Source organism: Aeromonas sp. R1-2, from assembly GCF_040908505.1.
GTDB lineage: Bacteria > Pseudomonadota > Gammaproteobacteria > Enterobacterales > Aeromonadaceae > Aeromonas > Aeromonas veronii.
In genome coordinates, this window is the sequence record NZ_JBFODU010000032.1 from 48,739 (window position 1) to 71,030 (window position 22,292).

The following is a 22,292-nucleotide window of genomic DNA, read 5'->3' on the forward strand; positions in this document are numbered from 1 at the left end:
CCGGATAAAGTTCCCGAGAAGTTGTTTCTCCCCTGATTTTATTTGATTAGAATTCCTCTCGCTCCTTGTGGGCAGGCTACGGAAAACCTCAACTAACGCACAAGAGACCAATAAAATGGCCAAATTTACCAAGACTCTGATCGCTGCCGGTCTGCTGGCTGCTGCCGCTACTCCGGCCTTTGCTGCTGATTACAGCGGTGATATCCACAAGAATGACTACAAGTGGATGCAGTTCAACGTGATGCATACCATTGACCAACGTCCTATCTTCACCAATGACGGTAGCTACAACGATACCTATTTTGAGATGGAGTTCGGTGGTCGTTCCGGTATCTTTGATCTCTATGGTTATGTCGACGTTTTCGATATTTTCGACACCAAGCACAGTGACAAGCATGGTGGTGATAACCTCTACATGAAGTTTGCTCCCCGTGTATCTCTGGATGCGCTGACTGGTCAGGATTTGTCCTTTGGCCCAGTACAAGAAGTTTATCTGTCTACCCTGTTCAACATCGGTGGTTCCCAAGGCTTGAACGAAGCGTTGGTGGGGGTCGGTGCTGATGTGATGGTGCCATGGTTTGGCAAAGTAGGTATGAACCTGTACAAGCGCCACATGAACGAAGCATTTAATGACTTCACAACCGGTGAGGAAGGCCCGACTGGTTGGGACGGCCAGCAGTTCTCCATGAACTGGTTCAAACCCTTCTATACCTTCTCCAACGGTAGTTTCGTCTCTTATCAAGGTTATCTGGATTACACTTGGGGCATGGAAAATACTACCCATTCTGATGGTCTGGGCACCTTCCACGGTATTTACTGGCACTCCGACCGTTACGCTGTTGGCTATGGTCTGAAGTACTTCAATGAAATCTACGGTATTGACAACAACGATTTCAGTAAATCTACTGGTTTCGGTCACTACTTCTCTGTTACCTACAAGTTCTAATAAAACTTGGGGTACAAAAAAACCGGAGTATCTGCTCCGGTTTTTTTATGGCCGCGATTTAGATAGCGTGGCGCGAGTCATTGAGTGCGCCACGGCTGAGTGGACAAATTAGTCGCGGAAGTTCTGGAACTGCATCGGTTGACCCAGTTCGGCGCCACGGACCAGTGCCATGGTCTCTTGCAGATCGTCACGCTTCTTGCCGGTGACACGTACTTCATCACCCTGGATGGCGACCTGTACCTTGATCTTGGAGTCCTTGATCAGCTTGACCAGCTTCTTGGCGATCTCTTTCTCGATCCCCTGCTTGAACTTGACGGTCAGGTGGAAGCGCTTGCCGGAGTGAACGGAGTCACCCACTTCCATGGAGCTGTTTTCGATGTTGCGCTTGAGCAGGGCAGCGCGCAGCATTTCGACCATCTGCTTGAGCTGGAAATCGGCATCGGCTTCCAGTTTTACCTCTTCCTTGTTCAACTCGAAGCTGGCTTCTACCCCACGAAAATCGAAACGGGTGGCCAGTTCACGATTGGCGTTGTCGACTGCGTTCAACACCTCGTTCATTTTGACTTCAGAGACAATATCGAATGACGGCATAGCCGGAGCTCCTCATGTTGCGTTATCGGGGGGCAAATCTACCAGAAAACGGGCAAATTTGCTGATTTTGATAGGGCTGCTCTGCTAGAATCCCCTGCGCACAGGATGGGTGGACCCGTTAGCGTCCACCAGCGAGTTCTTCACTTATCTCCGGTAACAGGTTGAGAGGATTGCAACCCTTACCCTGACAGAGTCACACCATGCCAAGCGGATTAAAAAATTCCCGACAGCCCGTTATGCCACCTGTGATCCCGCAGTGGTCACTGTTGGGTTGTGGCGCCCTCGGCGGCGTTTTTGCCTCCCTGCTGACCCAGAGCGGTCAATCCACCCGAGTCTTGTTGCGCGAACACCATAAGTCCACGCTCCATCCGGGGTTCGATTTCACCTCGCTGGAGGGGCAGGTACAACTGCTCAATATCGAGCGTGGATTTGTCAGCAAACCTGGCAAGATAAAGCGACTGCTGGTGATGACCAAGGCCAGTCAGGTGGTTGCCGCACTGGCGCCGCTGGTGGGCAAACTGGATGCTGGCGTGCCGATCGTGCTGCTGCACAACGGGATGGGCATTGCCGAGCAGGTGGTCGAGATGTTCCCGCACAATCCGGTGATTGCCGGTGTCACCAGCCATGGCGCCATGCAGTGCGGCCATTTTGTCTTCCGTCATACTGGCAAGGGTGAAACCTGGCTTGGCCCGATCAACGACGCAGCCAAGGCCCACGCCGCGCTCGCGGATGAGCTGGCGCTGGCACTGGGTCAGGCTGGCTGGGATGAGCAGGTATTGGCGCGCCAGTGGCAAAAGCTGGCCATCAACTGTGCCATCAATCCCCTGACGGCTCTCTACAAGCTGAAAAATGGCGAGCTGGTTGGCTCCCGTTTTGCCGATGCCCTGCAGCAGATCTGCGTGGAAGTGGCGGATGTGATGTGTGCCGAAGGGATTGCAACCACGGCAGAGGAGTTGCAACGCCGGGTGATGACAGTGGTGGAGCTGACCGCTGACAATTACTCCTCCATGCATCAGGATATGGAGCTGGGACGTGAGACCGAGATCGAGGCCATCACCGGCTTCCTGTTGGCCAAGGCTGCCCAGCATGGCATTGCTGTACCGGTCAATCAGGGTCTCTATCAGGCGATTAAAGAGAAGAGCCAGGCCGTCTGATCTTTTACGAGCAAGCAGCAAGGAGGCGAACGTGAGTGTACTGGTGCTGGTGGCCCCCGGGTCGGAAGAGATAGAGACTGTTGCGATTGTCGATACCCTGGTGCGCGCCAGCATCGAGGTGGTGCTGGCCTCTTGCTGCCCTGCCGGGTCTCGGCAGGTGAAGGCATCGCGCGGGGTACAGCTGGTGGCCGATTGTCATATCGGCGAGCTGACCCATCGGGACTTTGAAGCCATCGTGGTGCCTGGCGGTTTGCCCGGCAGCGAAGTGATCCGCGATACCCCGCTGGCCATCGATCTGCTCAAAGAGCAGGCCGCTCTTGGCCGCTGGCGTGCAGCCATCTGCGCCGCCCCTGTGGTGGTGTTGCAACATCACGCTCTGCTGGGTGATGCCATCGTCACCTGTCATCCCGGCTTTCTGCCCCGACTGTCGACATCGCAGCTGTCACGTGAGCGGGTCGTCAGGGATGAGGCTCATCGCCTTATCACCAGTCAGGGGCCGGGCAGCGCCATCGAGTTTGCGCTTGAACTGGTCCGGGTGCTGCGTGGGGATGAGGTGGCGGCCACTGTCGCTGGCCCTATGGTGCTGCCTTGAGCGCACTCTGTTGCAGAATCCAGCTGGCCATGCTTTGAAAAATGGGCCCCGGTCATCTTGATCGGGGCCCGTTTGTTATCTGCCGTTGTCGGTCGCGCCATCTTGTCCGGCTCAGTAGTCGTACTGTGAGCACTGTTTTTTGTTGTACTCAGTTTTCCAGCGTGACAACTCTTGCTCTGTGCCGAGCTTGTCCCCTTTCTTGATGGCCTGTTCCAGTATCTCAATCCGGTCGTACAGCCAGCGGCACTCTGCCGTCGGGTTGTTCTTGCCGATGCCGGTCAACGGCAGCAAACAGAGTCCCAGCCAAAGATATTTCATCCCGAACTCTCCTTGTCATTGTGGTAGTAAAGGTCTCCTTGGAGTCTACTATTTTAGCCGCAACGAGAGAGATAGAGCTGCGATTATCCTTGGGGTAAGATGATGCCATGTCTGTTTATTTATACAGTGGTATGCGCAAGATCATCCATATCGACATGGACTGCTTTTTTGCCGCGGTGGAGATGCGGGACAATCCGGCCTTGCGGGAGGTGCCGCTTGCCATCGGTGGGTCCTCCGAGCGGCGTGGTGTCATCTCGACCTGCAACTATGTGGCGCGCCGGTTCGGGGTGCGCTCCGCCATGCCGAGCGCGCTGGCGAAAAAACTCTGCCCGCCGTTGGTACTGATCCCCGGGCGAATGGCGGTGTACAAGGATATCTCCCGTCAGCTCAGAGCAATTTTCCTCCGCTATACCGATCAGGTTGAACCGCTGTCGCTGGATGAGGCTTACCTAGACGTGACCCACAGCCGCTGCTGTGGCGGCAGCGCTACCCTGATGGCGCAAGAGATCCGGCAAGCCATCGTCTCCGAACTGGGGTTGACCGCCTCGGCCGGAGTGGCCCCCAACAAGTTTCTCGCCAAGCTCGCCTCGGAGCAGCGCAAACCCGATGGTCTGTTTGTCATTCGTCCCGACGAAGTGGCCGAATTTGTCTGCCAGTTGCCCCTCGGCAAACTGCCCGGGGTGGGGCGCAAGACCGCCGAGCGGCTGGAGGCGCAGGGGCTCTACACCTGTGAGGATGCGCGGGCCTTGTCGGCACAAGAGCTGTGCAGTCGTTTTGGCAAGCTGGGGGAGATGTTGACGACCCGGATCTGGGGGCTGGATGAACAGCCGGTGCAGGCGCACCGGATCCGCAAAACCATCGGGGTGGAGACCACCCTGGCGAGCGATGTTTGTGACGAAGCCGCCTGTTTGACGGTATTGCAGCAACTGCTGCCGGAGCTTGAGCGGCGATTTCAGCTGGCGTGCCCTGCCGAGCAGGTGATGGGGCAGGGAATCAAGCTCAAGTTTGCCGATTTCCACCAGACCACTGTCTATCGCAGTCAGGGTGGCTATCAGCCAGCCTTGTTCGTTCCCCTGCTCAAAGAGGGGTTACAGCGGGCGCAAGGGCGTTCGGTTCGCCTGCTGGGCTTGGTGGTGGGTTTGCCAAAAGAGGGTGAAGTTAATCAACTCTCGCTGGATTTGCTGTGAGGGAGTTAAGTTTTTGTTTATAAAGTCGATAATCTATCCATATCTGTATGACGTAGGAATATTGGCATGAGCGCTCTTTCTGTCCAGGGTCGGATTACCCTGATCGCCGGTTGCTGTCTGTTGGTGACAGCCGCCGCTCTGGTTGCCTCTTCGATTTACAACGCGAACAAGATGCAACAGCAGGTGCGGCAAGCCACCATGCATGAGGCGCAGCAGTCGGCCGAGAACTGGATGAAGGCGATGGGCTCGGAGCAGGCGGCCAAGGTGACCAGCTATCTCGATGAGGCCTATTTCCGCGCCAGTTTGCTGGCGGAGAGCGTGTTGTTCCAGCGCAAGAATGCGGCCGAGAACTTTGTCCATTCGGAGGCGCTGCGCAGCGCCGTCAATCAGCAACTGCACGATGCCGTTGCCTCATCGACCAATCTGCTTGGTGTCTACGCGGTGTTCGAGCCTGATCAGCTGGATGGGGAAGACAGCAACTATCAGGGCTCAACGGCGCTGGGTTCCAACGACAAGGGGCGTTTTTCCAGTTACTGGGCCTATGACAACGGCAAGATTGAGCCGGAAGTGCAGAATGAGGATGTACTGGCCGATGAGAGCCCGACCGAGGCGGGTGGAATCGAAAACGAGTGGTATCGCTGCAGTATTCGCACCCGTGCCCTCTGCCTGCTGGAGCCCTATCTGGACGATGTGGGCGATAAACAGATATTGATGACCTCGGTGACGGTCCCGCTGCTGGAGCAGGAGACCTTGCTGGGGATGGTCGGGGTCGATATCTCGCTGGCCACTTTGCAGAGTCTGGTCAGCACCATGGACAAGGAGCTCTATGAGGGCAAGGGCAGAATATTGCTGGTCAGTCACGAGGGGCGCGTGGCGGGAGCCGATGAGTTCGATGTGACCATGGGGCGCGGGTTGGATCAGAAGTATCAGGGGCTGGCCAGCGAGCTGAAAGGCTGGCTCAGTCAGGGGCAGGAGCTGACTCGCTGGAGCAGCGACGGCGCCCTGTTGCAGACCTTTGTCCCGGTATCCATGCGTGGCACCGACCGTAAATGGGGCATCTACATTGAATTGCCACGGGCCGTAGTACTGGCCTCGGCCCAGCAACTGCAAGATGAGCTGGCCAGTGAGGCCAATCGCAGCGTGGTCTCGCAACTGTCGATCGGGGTGCTGATCTCGCTGGTGGCCCTGAGTTTTATCTGGTTGATGGCGCGCCAGATTGTGGCGCCCATCCGCGCTGTAGTTGCCCGCCTCAAGGATATCGCCAGCGGCGAGGGGGATTTGACCCAGCGTATCGAGATCCAGCGGCAAGACGAGATCGGCGAGCTGGCCAAGTGGTTCAACAGCTTCCTCAACAAGTTGCAATCCACCATCAGTCAGGTGATTGATACCGTCTCCGGTACGCGCAACAGTGCCGAGCGAGCCGCGCAGGTGGCCGAGCGCACCAGCAGCGGCATGCAGGCCCAGTATCAGGAGATCGATCTGGTGGCGACGGCATTTGAAGAGCTGAGCGCCACGGCGTTGCAGGTCTCCGGTAATGCCGGCTCGGCGGTGGCTGCCGCCAACACCACTGATGCCGCGGCGCAAGAGGGCAAATATGTCGTTGCCGACACCCAGGAGGCGATGCGCAAGCTGATGACCATCATCAACGATGCCCAGCCGGTGGTGGAGCGACTCTCCGCCAACAGCGACAACATCAATGACATTCTTATCGTGATCCAGGGAATTGCCGAGCAGACCAACTTGCTGGCGCTGAATGCGGCTATTGAAGCGGCGCGGGCCGGTGAGCAGGGACGTGGCTTTGCCGTGGTGGCCGATGAGGTGCGCAATCTGGCGGGTCGCACCCAGAATGCCATCGTCGAGATCCAGACCCTGATCAGCCAACTGCAATCCGGTACCGGCGCCGTGGTCAAGGCGATCCGCGATGGTCATGGACAGGCTGACGAGACGCTCGCCAAGGTGGATCTCTCGGTGCAGGTGCTGGAGCAGATTATCCAGTCGGTCTCCACCATCCATCAGATGAACGAGCAGATTGCCCGGGCGGCGCAGGAGCAGAGCCGGGTGGCGGACGAGATCAACCGCAACGTCAGCAACATTCGTGATGTGAGCCACACCATCCGGGCCGAGGCGGCGACATCCGCCGAAAATGGTCGCGAGCTCTCTGCGCTGGCGGATAAACAGCAGCAGCTGGTGGGGCAGTTCAAGGTATAGAAGGGATGAAAAAAGGCGCCATCCAGCTGGAGGCGCCAAACACATTCAGATGACAGACTGGGTCAAACCGGTGAGATTTGAGCCCCTCTTCCCGCAGAGGAAGAAACACAACACCACAATCGCAGTCGAAAGACTCACTAAAAACACATGTAAACCAACACGTAGTAGAAAATGTGAGCCATATGACGACTGATTGCTGGGCGAATTATGTTTATTCACTGGTCGACCCGCAACCGACAAATTATAATGCGCCCCATTAGAAAAACTCATCGTCGGCTGGTGTCATGTCTCGTCGTTTACCCCCGCTCAATGCCCTCAAGGCCTTTGAAGCAGCGGCTCGTCACTTAAGCTTTACCCGCGCAGCAGAAGAGTTGTTTGTGACTCAGGCTGCCATCAGTCACCAGATCAAGGCGCTGGAGGAGTATCTTGGCATCAAGCTGTTCCGCCGCAAAAACCGCTCCTTGTTGCTGACCGAAGAGGGGCAGGGCTATTTCCTGGATATCAAGGACATCTTTGCCTCCATCTCTGAGGCGACCGACAAGCTGCTGGCCCGCAGTGCCAAGGGGGCGTTGACTGTCAGTTTGCAGCCGAGTTTTGCCATCCAGTGGCTGGTGCCGCGGCTGGTCAAGTTCAGCGAGCGTCACCCCGATATCGATGTGCGGATCAAGGCGGTCGATCTCGACGAAGGGTCGCTCACCGACGATGTAGATGTGGCCATCTACTACGGGCGCGGCAACTGGCCGGGTCTGCGCTCGGACAAGCTGCATACCGAATACCTGATCCCGGTCTGCTCCCCCTTGCTGCTGACCGGGCCCAAGCCACTGCGTACGCCGCAAGATTTGACTCTTCATACCCTGCTGCACGATACCTCCCGCCGCGACTGGAAGGCCTGGTTCCGCCAGCTCGATATCGATGCACCCAACGTCAATCAGGGGCCCATCTTCAGCCACTCCACCATGGTGATCCAGGCGGCGATCCACGGCCAGGGGGTGGCGCTTGGCCACAGCGTGCTGGCACAACCCGAGATTGAGGCCGGCCGCCTTATCTGCCCGTTCGAGCAGGTGCTGGTGAGCAAAAATGCCTTCTATCTGGTGTGCCAGGAGCAACAGTCGGATCAGGGCAAGATCGTTGCCTTCCGCGACTGGATGCTGGAGCTGGTGGAGCAGGAAGAGGCGCGTCGCAGGGCAAGGCTCGCCGATGCCTGATGTGATCCGCGAGGGGGCAATTGATGCCCCCGTTCGCATTTTGCTGGCCCACGGGGCAGGCGCGGGGATGGATCACCCCTTTCTTGCCGAGTTGTCATGTCTGCTGGCCGGGCCGGATATCGAAGTGGTGCGCTTCAACTTTCCCTACATGACAAGGCGTGCACAGGATGGCAAGCGCCGCCCGCCTGACAGGGCGCCTGTGCTGCTCGCCCATTGGCACGACATGATCCGCGAGTTTGCCCATCCACGACTGTTTCTGGCGGGCAAGTCGATGGGCGGGCGGATGGCGGCGGAACTCTATCGTGAAGGCGAGGGTGAGATGAATGCTGCAGGATTGCTCATTCTCGGGTATCCTTTCCACCCTCCGGCCAAGCCCGACAGCTGGCGAGGCGAGGTACTCAAGCATATTGCAGTGCCAACTCTGCTGTTGCAGGGGGAGCGCGATACCTTCGGTAGTCGCGCCGAACTGGCCGATTTCCCCTTCTCACCCGCCGTATCGGTCCATTGGTTGACCGATGGTGATCATGGTTTCAAACCGCGTAAAGCCAGTGGCGTGAGTGAGCAGGAGAATATGCAGCATACAGCGGCGGCCATCAGCCATTTTGTGGCCCGGCATGGATAGCAGAGAGGGTTGGTTTGATTGCCAGCCGTGATGAGAGAGGGAGAGTGAGGATGCAGATCCATCGACATTGGCTGATACTAGCCGGTCTCTTCGGGTTGACTGCCACCATGCTGGGGGCTTATGGCGCCCATGGATTGGCGGCGACCGGCATTACGCCCGAGCGTCTGGCGGCGTTCAATACCGCCGTGCAATATCAGTTTTTTCACGCATTGGCCCTGCTGGTTCTGGGCTGGTGTGGTGTGCGCAGCAAGGTGATCCACCTGGCTGGCACCGCTTTTGTGCTGGGGATCATCGGATTTTCCGGCAGTATTTACGCCATGGTGCTGCTTGGCAGCAAGGGGCTGGGGTTGATTACCCCGGCCGGTGGCCTCTGTTTTATGTTGGGATGGACGGCCCTGATCTGGGCCGGCTGTCGTCTTGGAGGAAAAAATGAATAATCTGCTGCTTTATTGCCGCCCCGGTTTTGAGAAAGAGGCGGCTGCAGAGATCACCGAGCGTGCCGGTAACATGCAGTGCTACGGTTTCGCCCGGGTCAAGGACGACAGCGGTTATGTGATCTTCGAACTGTATGACGAGGAGCAGGCGGACCTGCTGGCTCGCAAGCTGCCATTCCGGGAGCTCATCTTCATCCGTCAGATGCTGGTGGTCACCCATGAGCTGAAGGATCTGGATGTCGCGGACAGGATCTCCCCCATCCTTGAGGCGGTGAGTGACTACACCATTTGCGGCGATCTGCGGGTCGAAACCGCGGACACCAACGAAGCGAAAGAGCTGTCAGCCTTTTGCCGCAAGTTCACCGTGCCGCTGCGTCAGGCGCTGCGCAGCAACGAGATCCTGACCAAGAAGGAGACGCCGAACCGTCCGGTGTTCCACGCCTTCTTCATGGCCAATGATCATGTCTTGCTGGGTTACTCCTACTCGTTCAACAACTCCGGATTCCACATGGGGATCCCGCGCCTGCGCTTCCCGGCCGATGCACCTAGCCGCTCCAGCCTCAAGCTGGAGGAGGCGTTTTACGTGTTCGTGCCGCGGGAAGAGTGGGATGTGCGTCTCTGCTCCGGCATGAAGGCGGTGGATCTGGGTGCCTGCCCGGGTGGCTGGACCTATCAGCTGGTGCGCCGTGGCATGATGGTGACGGCGGTCGACAACGGCATGATGGCCCAATCCTTGATGGATACCGGTCAGGTCAAGCATATCCGGGATGACGGTTTCGTCTGGCGTCCGAGCAAGAAGAACACCTACTGGCTGGTGTGCGACATGGTCGATAAACCGGCGCGGGTCGTTCACATGATTGCGGACTGGTTCCGTGAGGGCGACTGTCAGGAGGCGATGTTCAACCTCAAGCTGCCGATGAAGAAGCGTTATGCCGAGTCGGTGCACAATATCGAGGTATTGCGCGAGATGCTCAAGGAGATCGACAACGCGTTCGTGATCCAGGCCAAGCAGCTCTATCACGATCGAGAAGAGATCACTGTGCATGTTTACAACAAGTACTGGGTCTCCAAACTCGAGCCCAAGGCGTGATGTAGCCATTCAGCCCGAACGATAATTACCAAGGCCGACAGGGAAACCTGTCGGCCTTTTGCTATGCGGCTGCCGGAAAATATCAGAAACGGTAATCGAGGCGCAGGGAGGATTCGTCGTCGGTCACCTTGATCTCTATCTGCAGCGGGATGGTTTTGTCGACCGGATTGAACTGCATTTTGATTCCATCCCCTCTCAGTCTGATTGCCGTATGCAGTCCACCGGCTTTGAATTTGACCTTGGGTCTGAAGCGTTCAATCGACAGACTGATGCTCTTTTCCGGGGTCAGATTGAGCTGCGGGTAGGAGGTGATCTTTTGATTGCCAAAGTTGTCGGTGGAGACTTCAATACCAAACGACAGGGGTTTGGGCGCCTTGAGCAGGTCGTTGGTATCCAGGCTTGAACGCCATACCTCGGTGGCAGTCCGTTTTTCCTGCTGTGGCAGTTTGGCGGTTTGGGTTGATTGGGCCTGTTCGAAGGCACTGGCAGTGCCACAAACCAGCATCAGACCCGACACCAGATAGCACCCGTATCCCTTCATGAAAAACACTCCTTGTTCTTCTTCTCTATTGAACATAGTTGCTGTTTGGGGAGTGGCAAAGGATTCGGAAATATAAAAAAGGGAGCCGAAGCTCCCTTTTAAAATCAATGAATTAACTCACAGGCGATCGATGATAGCCTGGGTGAATTCGCTGGTGGAAGCCGTGCCGCCCAGATCGCGAGTGACCCGATCACCGGATTCGATGGTAGCTCGTACCGCCTCGCGGATCCGCTCTGCTTTATCCTGCATGCCGAGGTACTCCAGCATCTGGATGGAGGCGAGGATCACCGAGGTCGGGTTTGCAATGTTCTTGCCTGCAATGTCGGGGGCAGAGCCGTGGACCGCTTCGAAGATGGCCGCGCCATCGCCGATGTTGGCGCCGGGCGCCATGCCAAGGCCGCCGACCAGACCGGCGCAGAGATCCGAGAGGATGTCGCCGAACAGGTTGGTGGTGACCATGACATCGAAACGCTCCGGATACATCACCAGATTCATGCAGGCGGCATCGACGATCATCTCTTCGCTCTGGATATCCGGATAGTGGCTGGCGATTTCACGGGCTACTTCGAGGAACAGGCCGGAGGTCGACTTAAGGATGTTCGCCTTGTGGATGATGGTGACCTTCTTGCGCCCTTCCTGACGGGCCAGCTCGAAGGCGAACTTGACGATACGCTCGGCCCCTTCGCGGGTGATGATGCTCATCGCCTCGGCACTCTTGTTGTCATCGCTGCGCTTCTGACCTGCACCCGAGTACATCCCTTCGGTGTTTTCACGCACCGTGATGATGTCGATGTTGTCGTAACGGCTTCTGGTGCCCTTGAAGGAGATGACCGGACGCACGTTGGCGTAGAGGTTGAACTTCTTGCGCAGGGAGACGTTGATGGAGGTAAAACCGCCGCCGACCGGTGTGGTCAATGGCCCTTTCAGGCTCACCTTGTTCTTCTCAATCAGATCCAGGGTAGCCTGGGGCAGCAGCTCGCCATGCTTCTCGAGGGCAACCAGACCCGCATCAGCGTATTCGTACTCAAAATCACAGCCCGCATGGGTCAGGATCTGGATGGCTGATTCAATGATGCTGGGGCCGATGCCGTCGCCGGGGATCACGGTAATTTTTCTTTTGGACATGAGAGGGTTCCACTTCCAGGGTATAGGGGAGGATGGGGCTGCTTTATAGCATTTACTCAGCAAACCAACCACATTCCTTTACATTCTACTCACTTTTATCAACAGCGAGGGTGAGTCTCGTCATGGTTCACGCCCTTGCCTGCATTTTTGTTCGGCACTTTAGTCTGGCTGGGGCGGGTAGCGGATGTCCCGCAGGTTGAATCCCAGCGGAATATCCTGCTGCAAGCGTACCAGCCGCTGGGCCAGCAGGGCCTCATCCTGATGTTGGCGCAGCTTGATCAGGGGCTTGGCGGCGTCCTCTTGCTGACAGGCTTCGAGCATGGCTGCCAGATTGCCATATTGCTGCAACAGTTGGGTGGCGGTCTTGGGGCCGATCCCCGGAACCCCCTTGATATTGGAACCGCTGATACCGGTCAGGGCCCAGAAGTCGACCAGCTGAGCTGGGGCTACCCCATATTGCTGCTGGACGAAGGCCGCATCCAGCCAGCGCTTGTTGAAGTAGTCGCGCACCCGGATCTGCTGGCAGATCAGTTGGCAGAAGCCCTTGTCGGTGGAGATGATGGTCGCCTGATGGCCATGGCTGGCGATGCCGCAGGCGAGAGTGGCGATAAGGTCATCTGCTTCATCGGTCTCGGAGAGCAGGGCATCGACCCCGCACTCCCAAAAGGCATCCTGCAGGGTCGCCAACCCCTCACGCAGTTCGGGGGGCATGGGAGTTCGCCCCTCCTTGTAGGCCGGATAGATCTCTTTGCGCCAGCTATGCACCTCGCCATCAAACACGGCAATGACATGGGTCGGCTCGCTATTGGCCAGCAGCTTGCGGCAGGTATTGATAAGGTTGGCGCGGGTTGCAACCAGCGCCTGGGCAGGGGTCAGTGCCTGCTGGGCCTGTACCGCGTGCAGACGGCGAATGAGGTTGAGGGCATCGATGATGAGCAGGTGTGGCCGGATAGTTGACATGGGGCACTCTTGGCGGTCGGGACGCCCCATTGTAACAAACCACTCGCCTTATGGGGGATTGATGGCGGTCGGGAAGGCATAGCGCCAATAAAGAGGGGCGCCGATGCGCCCCTCTGTCGATGATGTATCTGTACCCTAGCGGACGATTTCGTAGCAGGGCACATACTGGCTGCCCGGCAGCTTCATCCGCTGCTGCTTGACGAAACTCTCTAGCAGCTTGTCCATCAGGTGCATCAGCTCCTTGTCGCCGTGCAGCTTGAAGGGGCCCTTCTTCTCGATGGCGCGAATGCCCCCTTCCTTGACGTTGCCGGCGACGATGCCGGAGAAGGCACGACGCAGGTTGGCGGCCAGCAACTGGGGCGGCTGGTTGCGGTGCAGATCCAGACTGGCCATGCTGGCGTGATCAGGTTCGAAGGGGAGTTGGAACTCCGGCTCAATCTTGAGGGACCAGTTGAAGGAGTAGGCATCGCCGACCGATTTGCGGTATTCGCGGATTTTCGGCATCGCTTCCTTCATCACCCGGGCCACTTCCGGTGCATCGCCGACAATGATCCGGTAGAGTTTGGTCGCCGGTTCACCAAGGGTCGCCTTGATGAAGTCGTCGATGGCTCGGAAGTAGTCGGCACTCTCTTTCGGGCCGGTCAGGATGATGGGCATCGGCTGCCGCTCGTTGGCCGGATGCATCATGATGCCGAGCAGATAGAGCAGCTCTTCGGCGGTACCGACCCCACCCGGGAAGATGATGATGCCATGGCCGAGGCGCACGAAGGCTTCCAGCCGTTTCTCGATATCCGGCAGGATCACCAGCTCGTTGACGATGGGGTTGGGCGGTTCTGCCGCAATGATGGAAGGCTCGGTCAGGCCGATGTAGCGCCCGTTGCGCACCCGCTGTTTGGCATGGCCGACGGCGGCCCCCTTCATCGGGCCCTCCATGGCGCCAGGGCCACAGCCGGTACAGATGTTCAGCTCACGCAAGCCCAATTCGCTGCCCACGGCGCGGGTGTACTGGTATTCGATCTCGTTGATGGAGTGGCCACCCCAGCAGACGATCAGGTTGGGATCGGCGCCGGGCAGGATCACCTTGGCGTTGCGCAGAATGGCGAACACCACGTTGGAGATATGAGTGGAGTTGGTCAGATTGACCTGGCGGTTGGACTCGAGCTGATTGGAGACATAGAGAATGTCGCGCAGCACCGAGAAGAGATGCTCCTGAATGCCGCGAATGATCTCGCCATCGACAAAGGCGTGCTCGGGGGCATTGAACAGTTCCAGCTTGACCCCGCGCTCGCGCCGGATCACATGAATATCGAACGATTTGAAACGCTCCAGTATCTCCTTGGAGCTGTCGGTATGGCTACCGGAATTGAGCACTGCCAGCGAGCAGTTGCGAAACAGTTGATAGATATCGCTGGAGGCAGTCTGCTTGAGGCGATCCACCTCAAGCTGTGACAGCAAATCCATGCTGCCGACGGGATTGATGTGCGTAATCATAGGTTCCCCTTTACTCACTTGTTATCGTTGTGTTTTTCCCTGGGGAGAAAAGGGGACGCTATGTTGCATCCCCTGAGATCGATAGTAGTGGTAACAGAGGGTGGAGGGAAATAGGGCGACGACTGTTCGCTGTTTTTTTGACCGCTCGTCAGGCCAGTGTCACTTGATCCCGACCGGTGTGTTTGGAGTGGTAGAGTGCCTTGTCCGCCCGTTCAAATACATCTGACGGGTTGTCCCCATCCTTGAACAGGGTTGCGCCGATGGAGATGGTGATCTCCACCTTGGCATCGCGAAAACGGAACGGGATGCTCTTGATGGTCTGGCGCAGGGTCTCCAGCGGCTTCTGGAACTTGTCCGGGTTGATGTTGGGCAGCAACACCACGAACTCTTCTCCACCAAAACGGGCGATGAAGTCGGTGTCACGCAGCGCGCTCTGCAGCGCCTTGGCGACCACTTTCAGTGCCTTGTCACCCGCCATATGGCCGTAGTTGTCATTGATGTTCTTGAAGTGATCGATGTCGATGATCGCCATGCAAAGCGGAGTGCGGTAACGAAGCCAACGTTTGTACTCCTGCTCCAGCCGTTCATCGAGGGCGGCCCGGTTGTGCACCTGGGTCAGGCTGTCGAGGAACAGCTTGTGTTTTTGAATGGTCAGCCGCTTCTTGTACTCGGCGGTCTCCTCCTTCATCAAGCGCAGCTTGGACTCCATGGTTGAGAGGCGGGTGAGCAGGTGACGCTCCCGCGCCACCGTGCTGTCACGCTCTTGCAGCAGCAGGTTGATGGCGCCCATATGGCCGGAGATGGCGCGCTTGAGCGCATCGATGGAGTTATGGCTGGCCAGGGAGTGATCGATCGCCTGCAACTCGTTGACCAGCGCCTCGCGGGTCTCGCGGGTTTCGTTTTGCAGCGCACGCCCCTCATCGAGGGATTCGGTAAACCCGACATGTACCGCGGACAGGCTCTCGTTGAGGGAGCTGAGGAAGGCGCGGGAGGCTTTGCGCTCCTCACGGGTGCCTTCGATGATGAGCTCGATCACCTGCAGGCAGGTTTCCGCCAGCAGGGCAGGGTTGATCCCGATCAGCAGTTGGCGGCGAATGTCGCTCAGGCTCTCGCCGATGGCGCCGGCAAAGTCGAGTTCGGTGATAAGCCGCTGCAGCTCATCAGCGATACGGGCGTGATCCTTGAGATCAAACGGGTCGACATCGGGTTGGCCATCGTTGCTGGCAGTATCGCTTTCTTGTTGAGTTGCACCTGACGGTGCCAACAGGGGCTGGCTTGGCAGCAGCTGGATCTTGATCGCCTGCTGGTAAAACTCCAGCAGCTTGATCACCTTTTTCTGGTGATCGGCAATGCTGTAACCGGCGGGACTTGCCAGAAATTCCTTGAGGGACTTGCGGGTCTCTTCCGGGAAGCCCTTGATGTTTTTCAGCTGTTTGGATCCAAGCTCGATGGCGGTCTGGGTCAGGGTGATCGACTCTTCCAGCACATTGCTGTGCTGCTGCAGCAGTTTTTCAATGGCCAGCAGATCCTCGTCTAGCGCGGTAAATGCGGGATTGTTATCCAGTTTCTGCTTGAGCTTGGCGAAGCGATTGTCCAGCTCGCGGTCGAAGCCACGGCAGGAGAGCATCAACTTGTTGATAAACTGAATACCACGGGCACGCTCTGCATCGGAAAACGACAGTACGCCGTCGAGTTCCAGCTGTTTCTGCTGAAGGGATTCCCTGAGTCTTGCCAATTGTCCTGCTACGGCAGCGATGTCATTCATTATCAGGTCGCCCTGTTGTCATTATTGTTTTTGGTGTTGGATAGCAACAGTGGTCGAACCTGGTTTCGATCCTCGCCTGTTATCTACATTATTTCCTGGTGGTTATCGGCTGCCGGCTTCCTTGCAAGGCTGGGCCAATTAACCCATTGCTTTTCATGAGAAGAATTGACTTTTACCAGTCCCTTGTCAATTGCCATCAGGCCGCATTGCCACACATCTCCATTAAAAAATGCCGCTTGTTGGCAATCGATCGCCGCGAGCTCCAACCAGGCGTTTTGCTGGCATTTTTCACTGAGCTGAATGGCTCCCGACAGGGCGAGATAGCAGAGGTCAAACAGGCCATTGTGATCGAGCGCGGTCGCCGCTTTCGGCAGGAAGGGGTGACTGACAATCCCGAGGCTGATCCGGCGATCCAGCGGATAGTTGCAAGGGAAGGCGGCGATGGCGGTCAGCAGGTCTCCCGCCAGTTGATGCAGGTTGGTGACGTGGCGCTGTGGCACCACATAGAGCATGTGTCCTTCACGCAAGTCATAGATACGGCCATCTTGTGGAGTCAGGGTGTCCATATAGGCACCAAAGGCCTGCTCGATTTCTCTGCTGGCCTGATAGCCGTGGCGCTCCAGCGTGTTGACCAGGAAAGGTACCCGGAACAGCAGATAGTGCAGCTTGTCATCGAACTCGCTGGAGGGCTGTTCACTGAGGTACCAGCGATCCGATTTGAGCTGGCGCTTTGCCATCTCCCGGGGCCAGCGGTTCATCAGCCGCTGCCAGTTGGCCAGCCCCGAGCGTGGCTCGATCAGCAGGGCCTCATTGGTCCGTTTCAGTTGCAGGCGGGCAGTACGCAGCTTGAGCCAGAGGGTGAAGAAGAGGTAGATAAAGAGCGCCAGCAGCAGGCTGGTGGTGATGCTCGACCAGAGATAGCGCTCCTGCTGATGCTGGCTGTTGTTAAGCCGCTGCTCCAGCTCCTTGATATGTTGTACCCGCTCGACCTGGACATAGTTGTCGCGGATCGCCGCCTGCTCCATGGCTTGCTCCTGCTGGCGCACCTCCTCGCCAAGACGGTGGAAGCGCTTGTAGCTGTCGAGAGCCTGACGCAGATACCCCTTCTGCTCATAGGCCAGCGACAACAGGCGGAATACCTCGTACTGGCGGCGGGTATCGCCGAGCTGATTGGCCAGTGCGCGGGCGTTCTCCAACTGCAGGATGGCGATGGCGGCCTCCTGCTTCTTCAGATAGAGCTCGCCGAGCAGCAGCAGAGTATCGATCAGCGGCTCTTTGGCATCGCTCAGCTCATGGGACTGACGGGCCGCATTGAGGTAGTTGCTGGCCAGCGAGAGGTTGCCGCTTTGCAGGTAGGTCTTGCCGATTTCGTATTTGAGCAGGGAGGCTTGTGGTCGGTTGCTCCCTTCATCGAGCAGATCCAGCGCATTGAAGAAGTAGACCAGCGCCATATTGAGGTCGCCCTGCTCGCGGTTGAGTCGCGCCAGCACCATCAGGGAGTCGCACAGCAGGGAGGGGTTGCCGATGGAGTGGAAGTAGTTGGCCGCCTCATTGGCATACTGCAGCGCTTTCTGTGGCTCCTGCTCCTGCTGGTAGAGTTTGACTATCTGGTTCGACAGCAGGCCGAGAAAGAGCGGGTCATTGAGGCTTTTGGCCTGTTGCTGGGCATCGATATATTCCCCCAGCGCCAGCTGTGGCTGCTGCAGCGCGCGATAAAGGTCGCCGCTGATGGCGCTGACCCAGGCACTGGCGAGGGGATTGGGGGTCTTGGCGGCCCAGATCCGCGCATCTGCCAAGTGGGCCTTGGCATCATCGAAGTGCTGGTTCTCGATGTCGTAGCTGGTGCGTTGCAGGCGGCCATAAATCTGGAGCTGGCTCTGCTTGAGCGTGGGGACGGCCAGCTGTTCGTCCAGTTGATCCATCAGGGCGCGGCTGGTGCTCTGGTTATCCGGTTTGAGGGCCTGACTGCGGATCTTGAGATAGAGGCCGTGGGCCTTGAGTTCCGGTTGCCGCTCTTTGTCTGCCAGCGCCATCGCCTTGTCGAGCGCTTGCTGGGTGGCCTGATATTGGCCCAGTTGCAGCAGACACTCCCCTTTGAGCAAGTGGGCGCCTATGGTCTGGGCCGCCGTGCTGTAGCTCAGGATGGGTTCGCGATAACCGAACTCCTGGCGATTGCTGATGATTTGCTGGGGATTATTGGCTGCGCGCGTCAGGAAGGCGGTGGTGATCTGGACGCATCTGGCAGGATCGGTCAGTACCATCGATTGCGCTTGTTGCAGATCGATAGAGAGTTGCTCCTTGTCCAGATCCAGATTCGGAGCTGACAGGGAGGACATCATCATGGCCAGAAAAAACAGTTGATTCATTGGATTAAGGACGGCGCAGAGGTGTTGGCATGTTATCCAAGCCCCCCCCTGCGAGTCCAGCGTTTACTGTGGTTTGCTGGTGGCCGGCAAGTGGGTTTCGTCTGGATTTTATTATCCAGCCCCCTTATCCCAGCTGCATAAAGCATCGATTGAAACCTTTTTGCAAGTCATGGAGGGCAGTGTGCCTGCCCTCTCTGTCGCAACTCGACTTTATTGGCGGATCAGACGCAAGTTGGCGGGCACGGCTTCGAAATCGGAGCGGAACGGGTTGATGTCGAGGCCGCCGCGGCGGGTATAGCGGGCATAGACGGTCAACTGCTCAGGCTGGCAATAGTGCTTGAGGTCGATAAAGATCCGCTCGATGCACTGCTCGTGGAATTCGTTGTGCTGGCGAAACGAGATGAGATAGCGCAGCAGCTTCTCCCGATCGAGTTTCGGCCCCTTGTAGCGGATCACCACAGAGCCCCAGTCCGGTTGGCTGGTGACCAGACAGTTGGATTTGAGCAGGTGGCTGTGCAGGGTTTCCTCGACCAGCTCGCTACCGGCTGCCCCTTGCAGCAGGGACGCATCAAACTCGTAATTGTCTACCTCGATATCCTGCTCATCGATGCACTCGCCGGGCAGCTGGGCAATCTGGTGCGGCGCCTTGTCGAGGGGGAACAGGGTCACCTTGACGATCTCACCCGCACAGGCGCTCAGATCCTTGGTCAGCATGGCGGCGACTGCCTCGATAGAGTCGCAACGGGTCTGGTTGAAGGAGTTGAGGTAGAGCTTGAAGGATTTGGATTCGATCAGGTTCGCACTGGTGGCCGGAATGGCCACTTCACCCACCGCCACCATCGGCTTGCCCTTGGCATTGAGCCAAGAGAGCTCATAGAGGGTCCAGACATCGCAACCGGTGAAGGGCAGGTCATCGCCCAGCTGGAGATCATTCCGGTTCAGGCTACGTGGAACCGGCTGCAGCAGGGAGGGGGTGTACTGGCTGATGTAATCGGATTGCTGGCCCAGGCTCAGGCCGGTCAGGGCGCTGGCCCCGGCGTATCTATCTTGTTTGCTCACGTAATGTGCTCATGATGAGTGGAATGAAACGGGCCATTGCAGGGCCGGATGGTTGCAGCCGTTTGGCTTGGGCGTCGGCCTCTCTGTATCCCGTGTTCTGTATCCCGGGTCGCAAGGTAGGCTGGCAACCTTGTCTGTTACCGGGTTTGGTGGTGCAATAGCGGACTTTGCCAGCAATTGTGGGGATTTTCGATGTCGGATCAAGTTTTGTCTGCCCTGGAGCACTTTTTTGCCCGCTGGCAACGGGATGGCGAGGCCAGACGAGGCCTGCCCCTGTGCGAGTGGGAGGCGGACTGGCGTTCCCCCTGCCAGCTTGGTGAGCCCGCCGATGGTCGGGTGGCCTGGCGCCTTCACCAGCGCCCCGAACCCGCCGATTTTACGGCTATGGCCGATGCTCTTGAGCTGACAATTCATCCCGGCGCCATTGCCCTGTTCGGGCACTGGTTCAGTCGCCCCATCCCCTGCCTTTTCAAGGGGCTGCGCCTTGAATTGATCCTGCCGTGGAACGACGCGGATCTCGACCTGCTCAGGGAGAACCTCATCGGCCACCTGCTGATGCTGCGCAAGCTAAAACGAACCCCCTCCATCTTTATTGCCACCACCCGCAACGAGATGACGCTCATCTCGCTGGATAACGAGAGTGGTCAGGTGTGGCTTGAGTGGCTCGATTCCGGCCGCCGTCTGACGCTGGCTCCCTCCCTACCGGCGTTTCTGGAGCGGCTGGAGACGTTGCCGCAATAGCACCTGTTTGAGCCAAGGTTACTCATCGGAACGAAAAGAGCCTTGCCATGCGGCAAGGCTCTTTTTTATGGCATCGCGTACAGGGAACGCGCTTAATCCTTGAAATCCCAGGAGAGGTTGGAGACCAGACGGCAGCTGTCGCACTTGAAGTCGAAGATCTCGTGCAGCGGCTCTGCCAGCGCCCACTCACCGCCACAGCTGGGGCAGGGGCGCGCCTTCTCCTCGGCCGCGCTCAGCCCGCCCACCCGATAGAGGTAGTAGTAGGTGGGGATGCCGCTCAGCACTTCCAGCCGCTTGGCCAGGTCGGTGCCGCGCCGGTAGAGGCGGCTGCCCACTTCGCCGATTTCGTGCAGCGCCGCATGTTCGGCGATGGAGCCGTTCATCTGCAACTGATCACACGCCTCCCAATCCTCCTGCCACTTGATGATCTGCTTCTGATCGCCGTTGGCGACCGCGGGCAGCTGGTAGAGCGGAATGGGGGCGAAGTGGTCGCCACAGCGCAGCGGCGAGCAGGTGTGCAGGAAGCTGGTGTAGAGCATCATCCAGCTCGGCCGCTCGCCCTGCTGGCCGCAAGGGTCTGTGCTGTCGGAGAGTAGATCCGCCCCCTGCAGCTGGAGTTTCGGCGCCAGCAGCCCGGCCTGATTGAGCTGCTGCTCCGCCAGCTTGACCTGATCGCTCTGGTTATCGGGGTGCAGGCTATCCTGCTCCGGGCAGACTACCCGACTGACGAAATAGCCGTCGTGCATGCTGGTAGGGAACTCCCGCCCGAGGATCTGGCCCTGATAACGCAGCATGTCGAGGTAGTTGACGATAGCCCGCTCGGCTTCGCCAAGGGAGGTATCGCGGTAACACTCAAAGCAGAGTTCGACGATATACATGGTTCAGCCTTGCCCCTGCTGGAGGAGCAGGTCGGTCAGGCGATCTACCTTCTGTTCGATGCGCGCGAGCTGTTCGGCGAGTTGCTGCAGGGTGAGCTCCGGTGCAGGCTGGGGGGCTGCCTCTTGCAGGATCTCGCTCTCGGCGGTCGCGACGGGCTGCTGCTTCCACTGGCTCAGCACTTTCAGCAGCTCGGCCATCGGCACAGGCTGGGTGAGGCGGGCCTTGATCATGGCGGTGGTGGGTGTCAGGCCCTTGGCGGCCAGCTCGTTGGCAATTCGGATGATCTCGTGGGCGGACATAGGCATGCTCTGGGTGAGAAGGAGGGATCGATATCGGGGCGGGATCTTAACCAAAGCCAGCAGGGGAGGAAAGGGGCGGGCGGCTTAGCGGGGCTGGCGCAACATCACATCGAGCTGGTCGATCGCCTCGCACCAGTCGGAGTCGTTCCACAGGGCATCGCGCAGAAAGCTGGCTTGGGCGGCGCTCCAGAAACCGGCCTCCGGCAGCAGGGTCTCATTGTCGAGGTGATGGTCGTGCACAAAGCGGTGCAGGCTCAGCTCGTCGTTGGCCATCCCGAGCTGGGCAAACAGGGCTGGCAGATCGTGGACAAGGGGTTCCATCTCGTCTCTCCCTTTGCTTAATCCCTGAGATTATAGACAGGCACAGCCATCGGGCGCAGAGACGAGATTGGGGATCAGGCTGAGGGGATGCGATGGGGTGGCAGATCAACGCCCACGACGTGCAGCCCCTGCATCTTGAGGGTGCCCTGATAGTGGCTCTCGCCATCGCTGGAGAATTCAAACTGATAGTGGGTCAGCAGCCGCAGGGGATTGTGGGCCAGCTCCCGCCGGTTGCGGGCCAGCGACAGCAGTTGCAGGTCATGGTGCTGGCAGTAGCGGCGCATGTATTGCCAGGCCACTTCTGCCTGTTGGCGTTGCAGCCAGAACAGGCCGGCTACGGCAATCAGCAACAAAATTCCGAGCATCTCTCCCATAGGCGGGCTTCCTTATCGTGATGT

23 protein-coding genes are annotated in these 22,292 nt (G+C 58.2%); 10 read left to right on the forward strand and 13 right to left on the reverse strand.

Features of this window, described 5'->3' with window-relative positions:
- Positions 1-115: 115 nt before the first annotated feature.
- The gene (locus AB5Y76_RS12875) at positions 116-946 is read left to right on the forward strand and encodes an outer membrane protein OmpK (protein ID WP_182939040.1); all 831 of its coding nucleotides are present in this window, start codon (positions 116-118) and stop codon (positions 944-946) included.
- Between the two features lie 108 nt (positions 947-1,054).
- Here AB5Y76_RS12875 and AB5Y76_RS12880 read toward each other — a convergent pair whose 3' ends face one another.
- A complete protein-coding gene (locus tag AB5Y76_RS12880; protein WP_182939041.1) occupies positions 1,055-1,537 on the reverse strand; it encodes a YajQ family cyclic di-GMP-binding protein in 483 nt (160 codons plus the stop codon).
- Between the two features lie 200 nt (positions 1,538-1,737).
- On the opposite strand from AB5Y76_RS12880, the gene AB5Y76_RS12885 reads away from it, so the two are divergent.
- Positions 1,738-2,691 (forward strand): ketopantoate reductase family protein, encoded by a 954-nt coding sequence (locus tag AB5Y76_RS12885; protein WP_368177735.1) that lies wholly within the window; start codon positions 1,738-1,740, stop codon positions 2,689-2,691.
- Between the two features lie 31 nt (positions 2,692-2,722).
- Positions 2,723-3,283, forward strand: a complete 561-nt coding sequence (locus tag AB5Y76_RS12890) for a DJ-1 family glyoxalase III (RefSeq protein WP_267528743.1) — start codon at positions 2,723-2,725, stop codon at positions 3,281-3,283.
- A gap of 111 nt (positions 3,284-3,394) precedes the next feature.
- Here the strand turns inward: AB5Y76_RS12890 and AB5Y76_RS12895 are convergent, their stop codons facing one another.
- Positions 3,395-3,601, reverse strand: a complete 207-nt coding sequence (locus AB5Y76_RS12895; protein WP_040068504.1) for a hypothetical protein — start codon at positions 3,599-3,601, stop codon at positions 3,395-3,397.
- 131 nt (positions 3,602-3,732) lie between these two features.
- On the opposite strand from AB5Y76_RS12895, the gene dinB reads away from it, so the two are divergent.
- The 6 genes from dinB to rlmM all read left to right on the forward strand — a co-directional run bounded on the left by dinB (position 3,733) and on the right by rlmM (position 10,347).
- Positions 3,733-4,788 (forward strand): DNA polymerase IV, encoded by a 1,056-nt coding sequence (dinB, locus tag AB5Y76_RS12900; protein ID WP_139437403.1) that lies wholly within the window; start codon positions 3,733-3,735, stop codon positions 4,786-4,788.
- A 66-nt stretch (positions 4,789-4,854) separates the two neighbouring features.
- On the forward strand, positions 4,855-6,996 hold the full coding sequence (locus AB5Y76_RS12905; protein ID WP_040068500.1) for a methyl-accepting chemotaxis protein: 2,142 nt from the start codon (positions 4,855-4,857) through the stop codon (positions 6,994-6,996).
- A 284-nt stretch (positions 6,997-7,280) separates the two neighbouring features.
- Complete coding sequence (locus AB5Y76_RS12910) at positions 7,281-8,201, forward strand: transcriptional regulator GcvA (protein WP_005338622.1); 921 nt, start codon at positions 7,281-7,283, stop codon at positions 8,199-8,201.
- On the forward strand, positions 8,194-8,823 hold the full coding sequence (locus AB5Y76_RS12915) for an alpha/beta family hydrolase (protein ID WP_263717453.1): 630 nt from the start codon (positions 8,194-8,196) through the stop codon (positions 8,821-8,823). The genes AB5Y76_RS12910 and AB5Y76_RS12915 overlap by 8 nt, the downstream gene beginning before the upstream one ends.
- 50 nt (positions 8,824-8,873) lie before the next feature.
- Positions 8,874-9,260: a DUF423 domain-containing protein gene (locus AB5Y76_RS12920; RefSeq protein WP_075115000.1), complete on the forward strand. Its 387-nt coding sequence runs from the start codon at positions 8,874-8,876 to the stop codon at positions 9,258-9,260.
- A complete protein-coding gene (rlmM, locus tag AB5Y76_RS12925; RefSeq protein WP_005338617.1) occupies positions 9,253-10,347 on the forward strand; it encodes a 23S rRNA (cytidine(2498)-2'-O)-methyltransferase RlmM in 1,095 nt (364 codons plus the stop codon). The genes AB5Y76_RS12920 and rlmM overlap by 8 nt, the downstream gene beginning before the upstream one ends.
- Positions 10,348-10,429: 82 nt before the next feature.
- Here the strand turns inward: rlmM and AB5Y76_RS12930 are convergent, their stop codons facing one another.
- From AB5Y76_RS12930 to queF, 7 genes are all read right to left on the reverse strand, one after another.
- On the reverse strand, positions 10,430-10,888 hold the full coding sequence (locus AB5Y76_RS12930) for a hypothetical protein (RefSeq protein WP_005338615.1): 459 nt from the start codon (positions 10,886-10,888) through the stop codon (positions 10,430-10,432).
- A gap of 117 nt (positions 10,889-11,005) precedes the next feature.
- Positions 11,006-12,013 (reverse strand): isocitrate dehydrogenase, encoded by a 1,008-nt coding sequence (locus AB5Y76_RS12935; protein ID WP_005349723.1) that lies wholly within the window; start codon positions 12,011-12,013, stop codon positions 11,006-11,008.
- Positions 12,014-12,172: 159 nt separating this feature from the next.
- The gene (gene xni / locus AB5Y76_RS12940; protein WP_263717454.1) at positions 12,173-12,973 is read right to left on the reverse strand and encodes a flap endonuclease Xni; all 801 of its coding nucleotides are present in this window, start codon (positions 12,971-12,973) and stop codon (positions 12,173-12,175) included.
- 135 nt (positions 12,974-13,108) lie between these two features.
- The gene (gene ppnN / locus AB5Y76_RS12945; RefSeq protein WP_005338611.1) at positions 13,109-14,464 is read right to left on the reverse strand and encodes a nucleotide 5'-monophosphate nucleosidase PpnN; all 1,356 of its coding nucleotides are present in this window, start codon (positions 14,462-14,464) and stop codon (positions 13,109-13,111) included.
- Positions 14,465-14,612: 148 nt separating this feature from the next.
- On the reverse strand, positions 14,613-16,229 hold the full coding sequence (locus AB5Y76_RS12950) for a diguanylate cyclase (RefSeq protein WP_263717455.1): 1,617 nt from the start codon (positions 16,227-16,229) through the stop codon (positions 14,613-14,615).
- Between the two features lie 83 nt (positions 16,230-16,312).
- Positions 16,313-18,595 (reverse strand): hypothetical protein, encoded by a 2,283-nt coding sequence (locus tag AB5Y76_RS12955; protein ID WP_019445908.1) that lies wholly within the window; start codon positions 18,593-18,595, stop codon positions 16,313-16,315.
- 210 nt (positions 18,596-18,805) lie between these two features.
- Complete coding sequence (gene queF, locus AB5Y76_RS12960) at positions 18,806-19,654, reverse strand: NADPH-dependent 7-cyano-7-deazaguanine reductase QueF (RefSeq protein WP_263717456.1); 849 nt, start codon at positions 19,652-19,654, stop codon at positions 18,806-18,808.
- A gap of 192 nt (positions 19,655-19,846) precedes the next feature.
- Here queF and AB5Y76_RS12965 point away from each other — a divergent pair, with 192 nt between their 5' ends.
- Positions 19,847-20,395 (forward strand): SecY-interacting protein Syd, encoded by a 549-nt coding sequence (locus AB5Y76_RS12965; RefSeq protein ID WP_263717457.1) that lies wholly within the window; start codon positions 19,847-19,849, stop codon positions 20,393-20,395.
- A gap of 92 nt (positions 20,396-20,487) precedes the next feature.
- On the opposite strand, the gene AB5Y76_RS12970 is transcribed toward AB5Y76_RS12965, so the two are convergent.
- The 4 genes from AB5Y76_RS12970 to AB5Y76_RS12985 all read right to left on the reverse strand — a co-directional run bounded on the left by AB5Y76_RS12970 (position 20,488) and on the right by AB5Y76_RS12985 (position 22,268).
- Positions 20,488-21,273: a Zn-ribbon-containing protein gene (locus AB5Y76_RS12970; protein WP_263717458.1), complete on the reverse strand. Its 786-nt coding sequence runs from the start codon at positions 21,271-21,273 to the stop codon at positions 20,488-20,490.
- Between the two features lie 3 nt (positions 21,274-21,276).
- Entirely contained in the window at positions 21,277-21,573 is a 297-nt protein-coding gene (locus AB5Y76_RS12975; RefSeq protein ID WP_040068486.1) for a hypothetical protein, read from the reverse strand.
- An 84-nt stretch (positions 21,574-21,657) separates the two neighbouring features.
- Positions 21,658-21,894, reverse strand: a complete 237-nt coding sequence (locus AB5Y76_RS12980; RefSeq protein ID WP_088869965.1) for a DUF2789 family protein — start codon at positions 21,892-21,894, stop codon at positions 21,658-21,660.
- Between the two features lie 74 nt (positions 21,895-21,968).
- Positions 21,969-22,268, reverse strand: a complete 300-nt coding sequence (locus tag AB5Y76_RS12985) for a DUF3301 domain-containing protein (protein ID WP_100646599.1) — start codon at positions 22,266-22,268, stop codon at positions 21,969-21,971.
- Positions 22,269-22,292 lie beyond the last annotated feature (24 nt).

Excerpts from the sequence above, each read along its gene's own strand:
- AB5Y76_RS12920 (WP_075115000.1), top strand. The coding sequence starts at position 8,874 with ATGCAGATCCATCGACATTGGCTGATACTAGCCGGTCTCTTCGGGTTG.
- AB5Y76_RS12895 (WP_040068504.1), bottom strand. The coding sequence starts at position 3,601 with ATGAAATATCTTTGGCTGGGACTCTGTTTGCTGCCGTTGACCGGCATC.
- AB5Y76_RS12930 (WP_005338615.1), bottom strand. The coding sequence starts at position 10,888 with ATGAAGGGATACGGGTGCTATCTGGTGTCGGGTCTGATGCTGGTTTGT.
- AB5Y76_RS12880 (WP_182939041.1), bottom strand. The coding sequence starts at position 1,537 with ATGCCGTCATTCGATATTGTCTCTGAAGTCAAAATGAACGAGGTGTTG.
- AB5Y76_RS12985 (WP_100646599.1), bottom strand. The coding sequence starts at position 22,268 with ATGGGAGAGATGCTCGGAATTTTGTTGCTGATTGCCGTAGCCGGCCTG.
- rlmM (WP_005338617.1), top strand. The coding sequence starts at position 9,253 with ATGAATAATCTGCTGCTTTATTGCCGCCCCGGTTTTGAGAAAGAGGCG.
- ppnN (WP_005338611.1), bottom strand. The coding sequence starts at position 14,464 with ATGATTACGCACATCAATCCCGTCGGCAGCATGGATTTGCTGTCACAG.
- AB5Y76_RS12950 (WP_263717455.1), bottom strand. The coding sequence starts at position 16,229 with ATGAATGACATCGCTGCCGTAGCAGGACAATTGGCAAGACTCAGGGAA.
- AB5Y76_RS12875 (WP_182939040.1), top strand. The coding sequence starts at position 116 with ATGGCCAAATTTACCAAGACTCTGATCGCTGCCGGTCTGCTGGCTGCT.
- AB5Y76_RS12885 (WP_368177735.1), top strand. The coding sequence starts at position 1,738 with ATGCCAAGCGGATTAAAAAATTCCCGACAGCCCGTTATGCCACCTGTG.
- AB5Y76_RS12905 (WP_040068500.1), top strand. The coding sequence starts at position 4,855 with ATGAGCGCTCTTTCTGTCCAGGGTCGGATTACCCTGATCGCCGGTTGC.
- AB5Y76_RS12915 (WP_263717453.1), top strand. The coding sequence starts at position 8,194 with ATGCCTGATGTGATCCGCGAGGGGGCAATTGATGCCCCCGTTCGCATT.
- AB5Y76_RS12980 (WP_088869965.1), bottom strand. The coding sequence starts at position 21,894 with ATGGAACCCCTTGTCCACGATCTGCCAGCCCTGTTTGCCCAGCTCGGG.
- AB5Y76_RS12910 (WP_005338622.1), top strand. The coding sequence starts at position 7,281 with ATGTCTCGTCGTTTACCCCCGCTCAATGCCCTCAAGGCCTTTGAAGCA.
- AB5Y76_RS12955 (WP_019445908.1), bottom strand. The coding sequence starts at position 18,595 with ATGAATCAACTGTTTTTTCTGGCCATGATGATGTCCTCCCTGTCAGCT.
- xni (WP_263717454.1), bottom strand. The coding sequence starts at position 12,973 with ATGTCAACTATCCGGCCACACCTGCTCATCATCGATGCCCTCAACCTC.
- AB5Y76_RS12970 (WP_263717458.1), bottom strand. The coding sequence starts at position 21,273 with ATGTATATCGTCGAACTCTGCTTTGAGTGTTACCGCGATACCTCCCTT.
- AB5Y76_RS12935 (WP_005349723.1), bottom strand. The coding sequence starts at position 12,013 with ATGTCCAAAAGAAAAATTACCGTGATCCCCGGCGACGGCATCGGCCCC.
- AB5Y76_RS12965 (WP_263717457.1), top strand. The coding sequence starts at position 19,847 with ATGTCGGATCAAGTTTTGTCTGCCCTGGAGCACTTTTTTGCCCGCTGG.
- AB5Y76_RS12975 (WP_040068486.1), bottom strand. The coding sequence starts at position 21,573 with ATGTCCGCCCACGAGATCATCCGAATTGCCAACGAGCTGGCCGCCAAG.
- dinB (WP_139437403.1), top strand. The coding sequence starts at position 3,733 with ATGCGCAAGATCATCCATATCGACATGGACTGCTTTTTTGCCGCGGTG.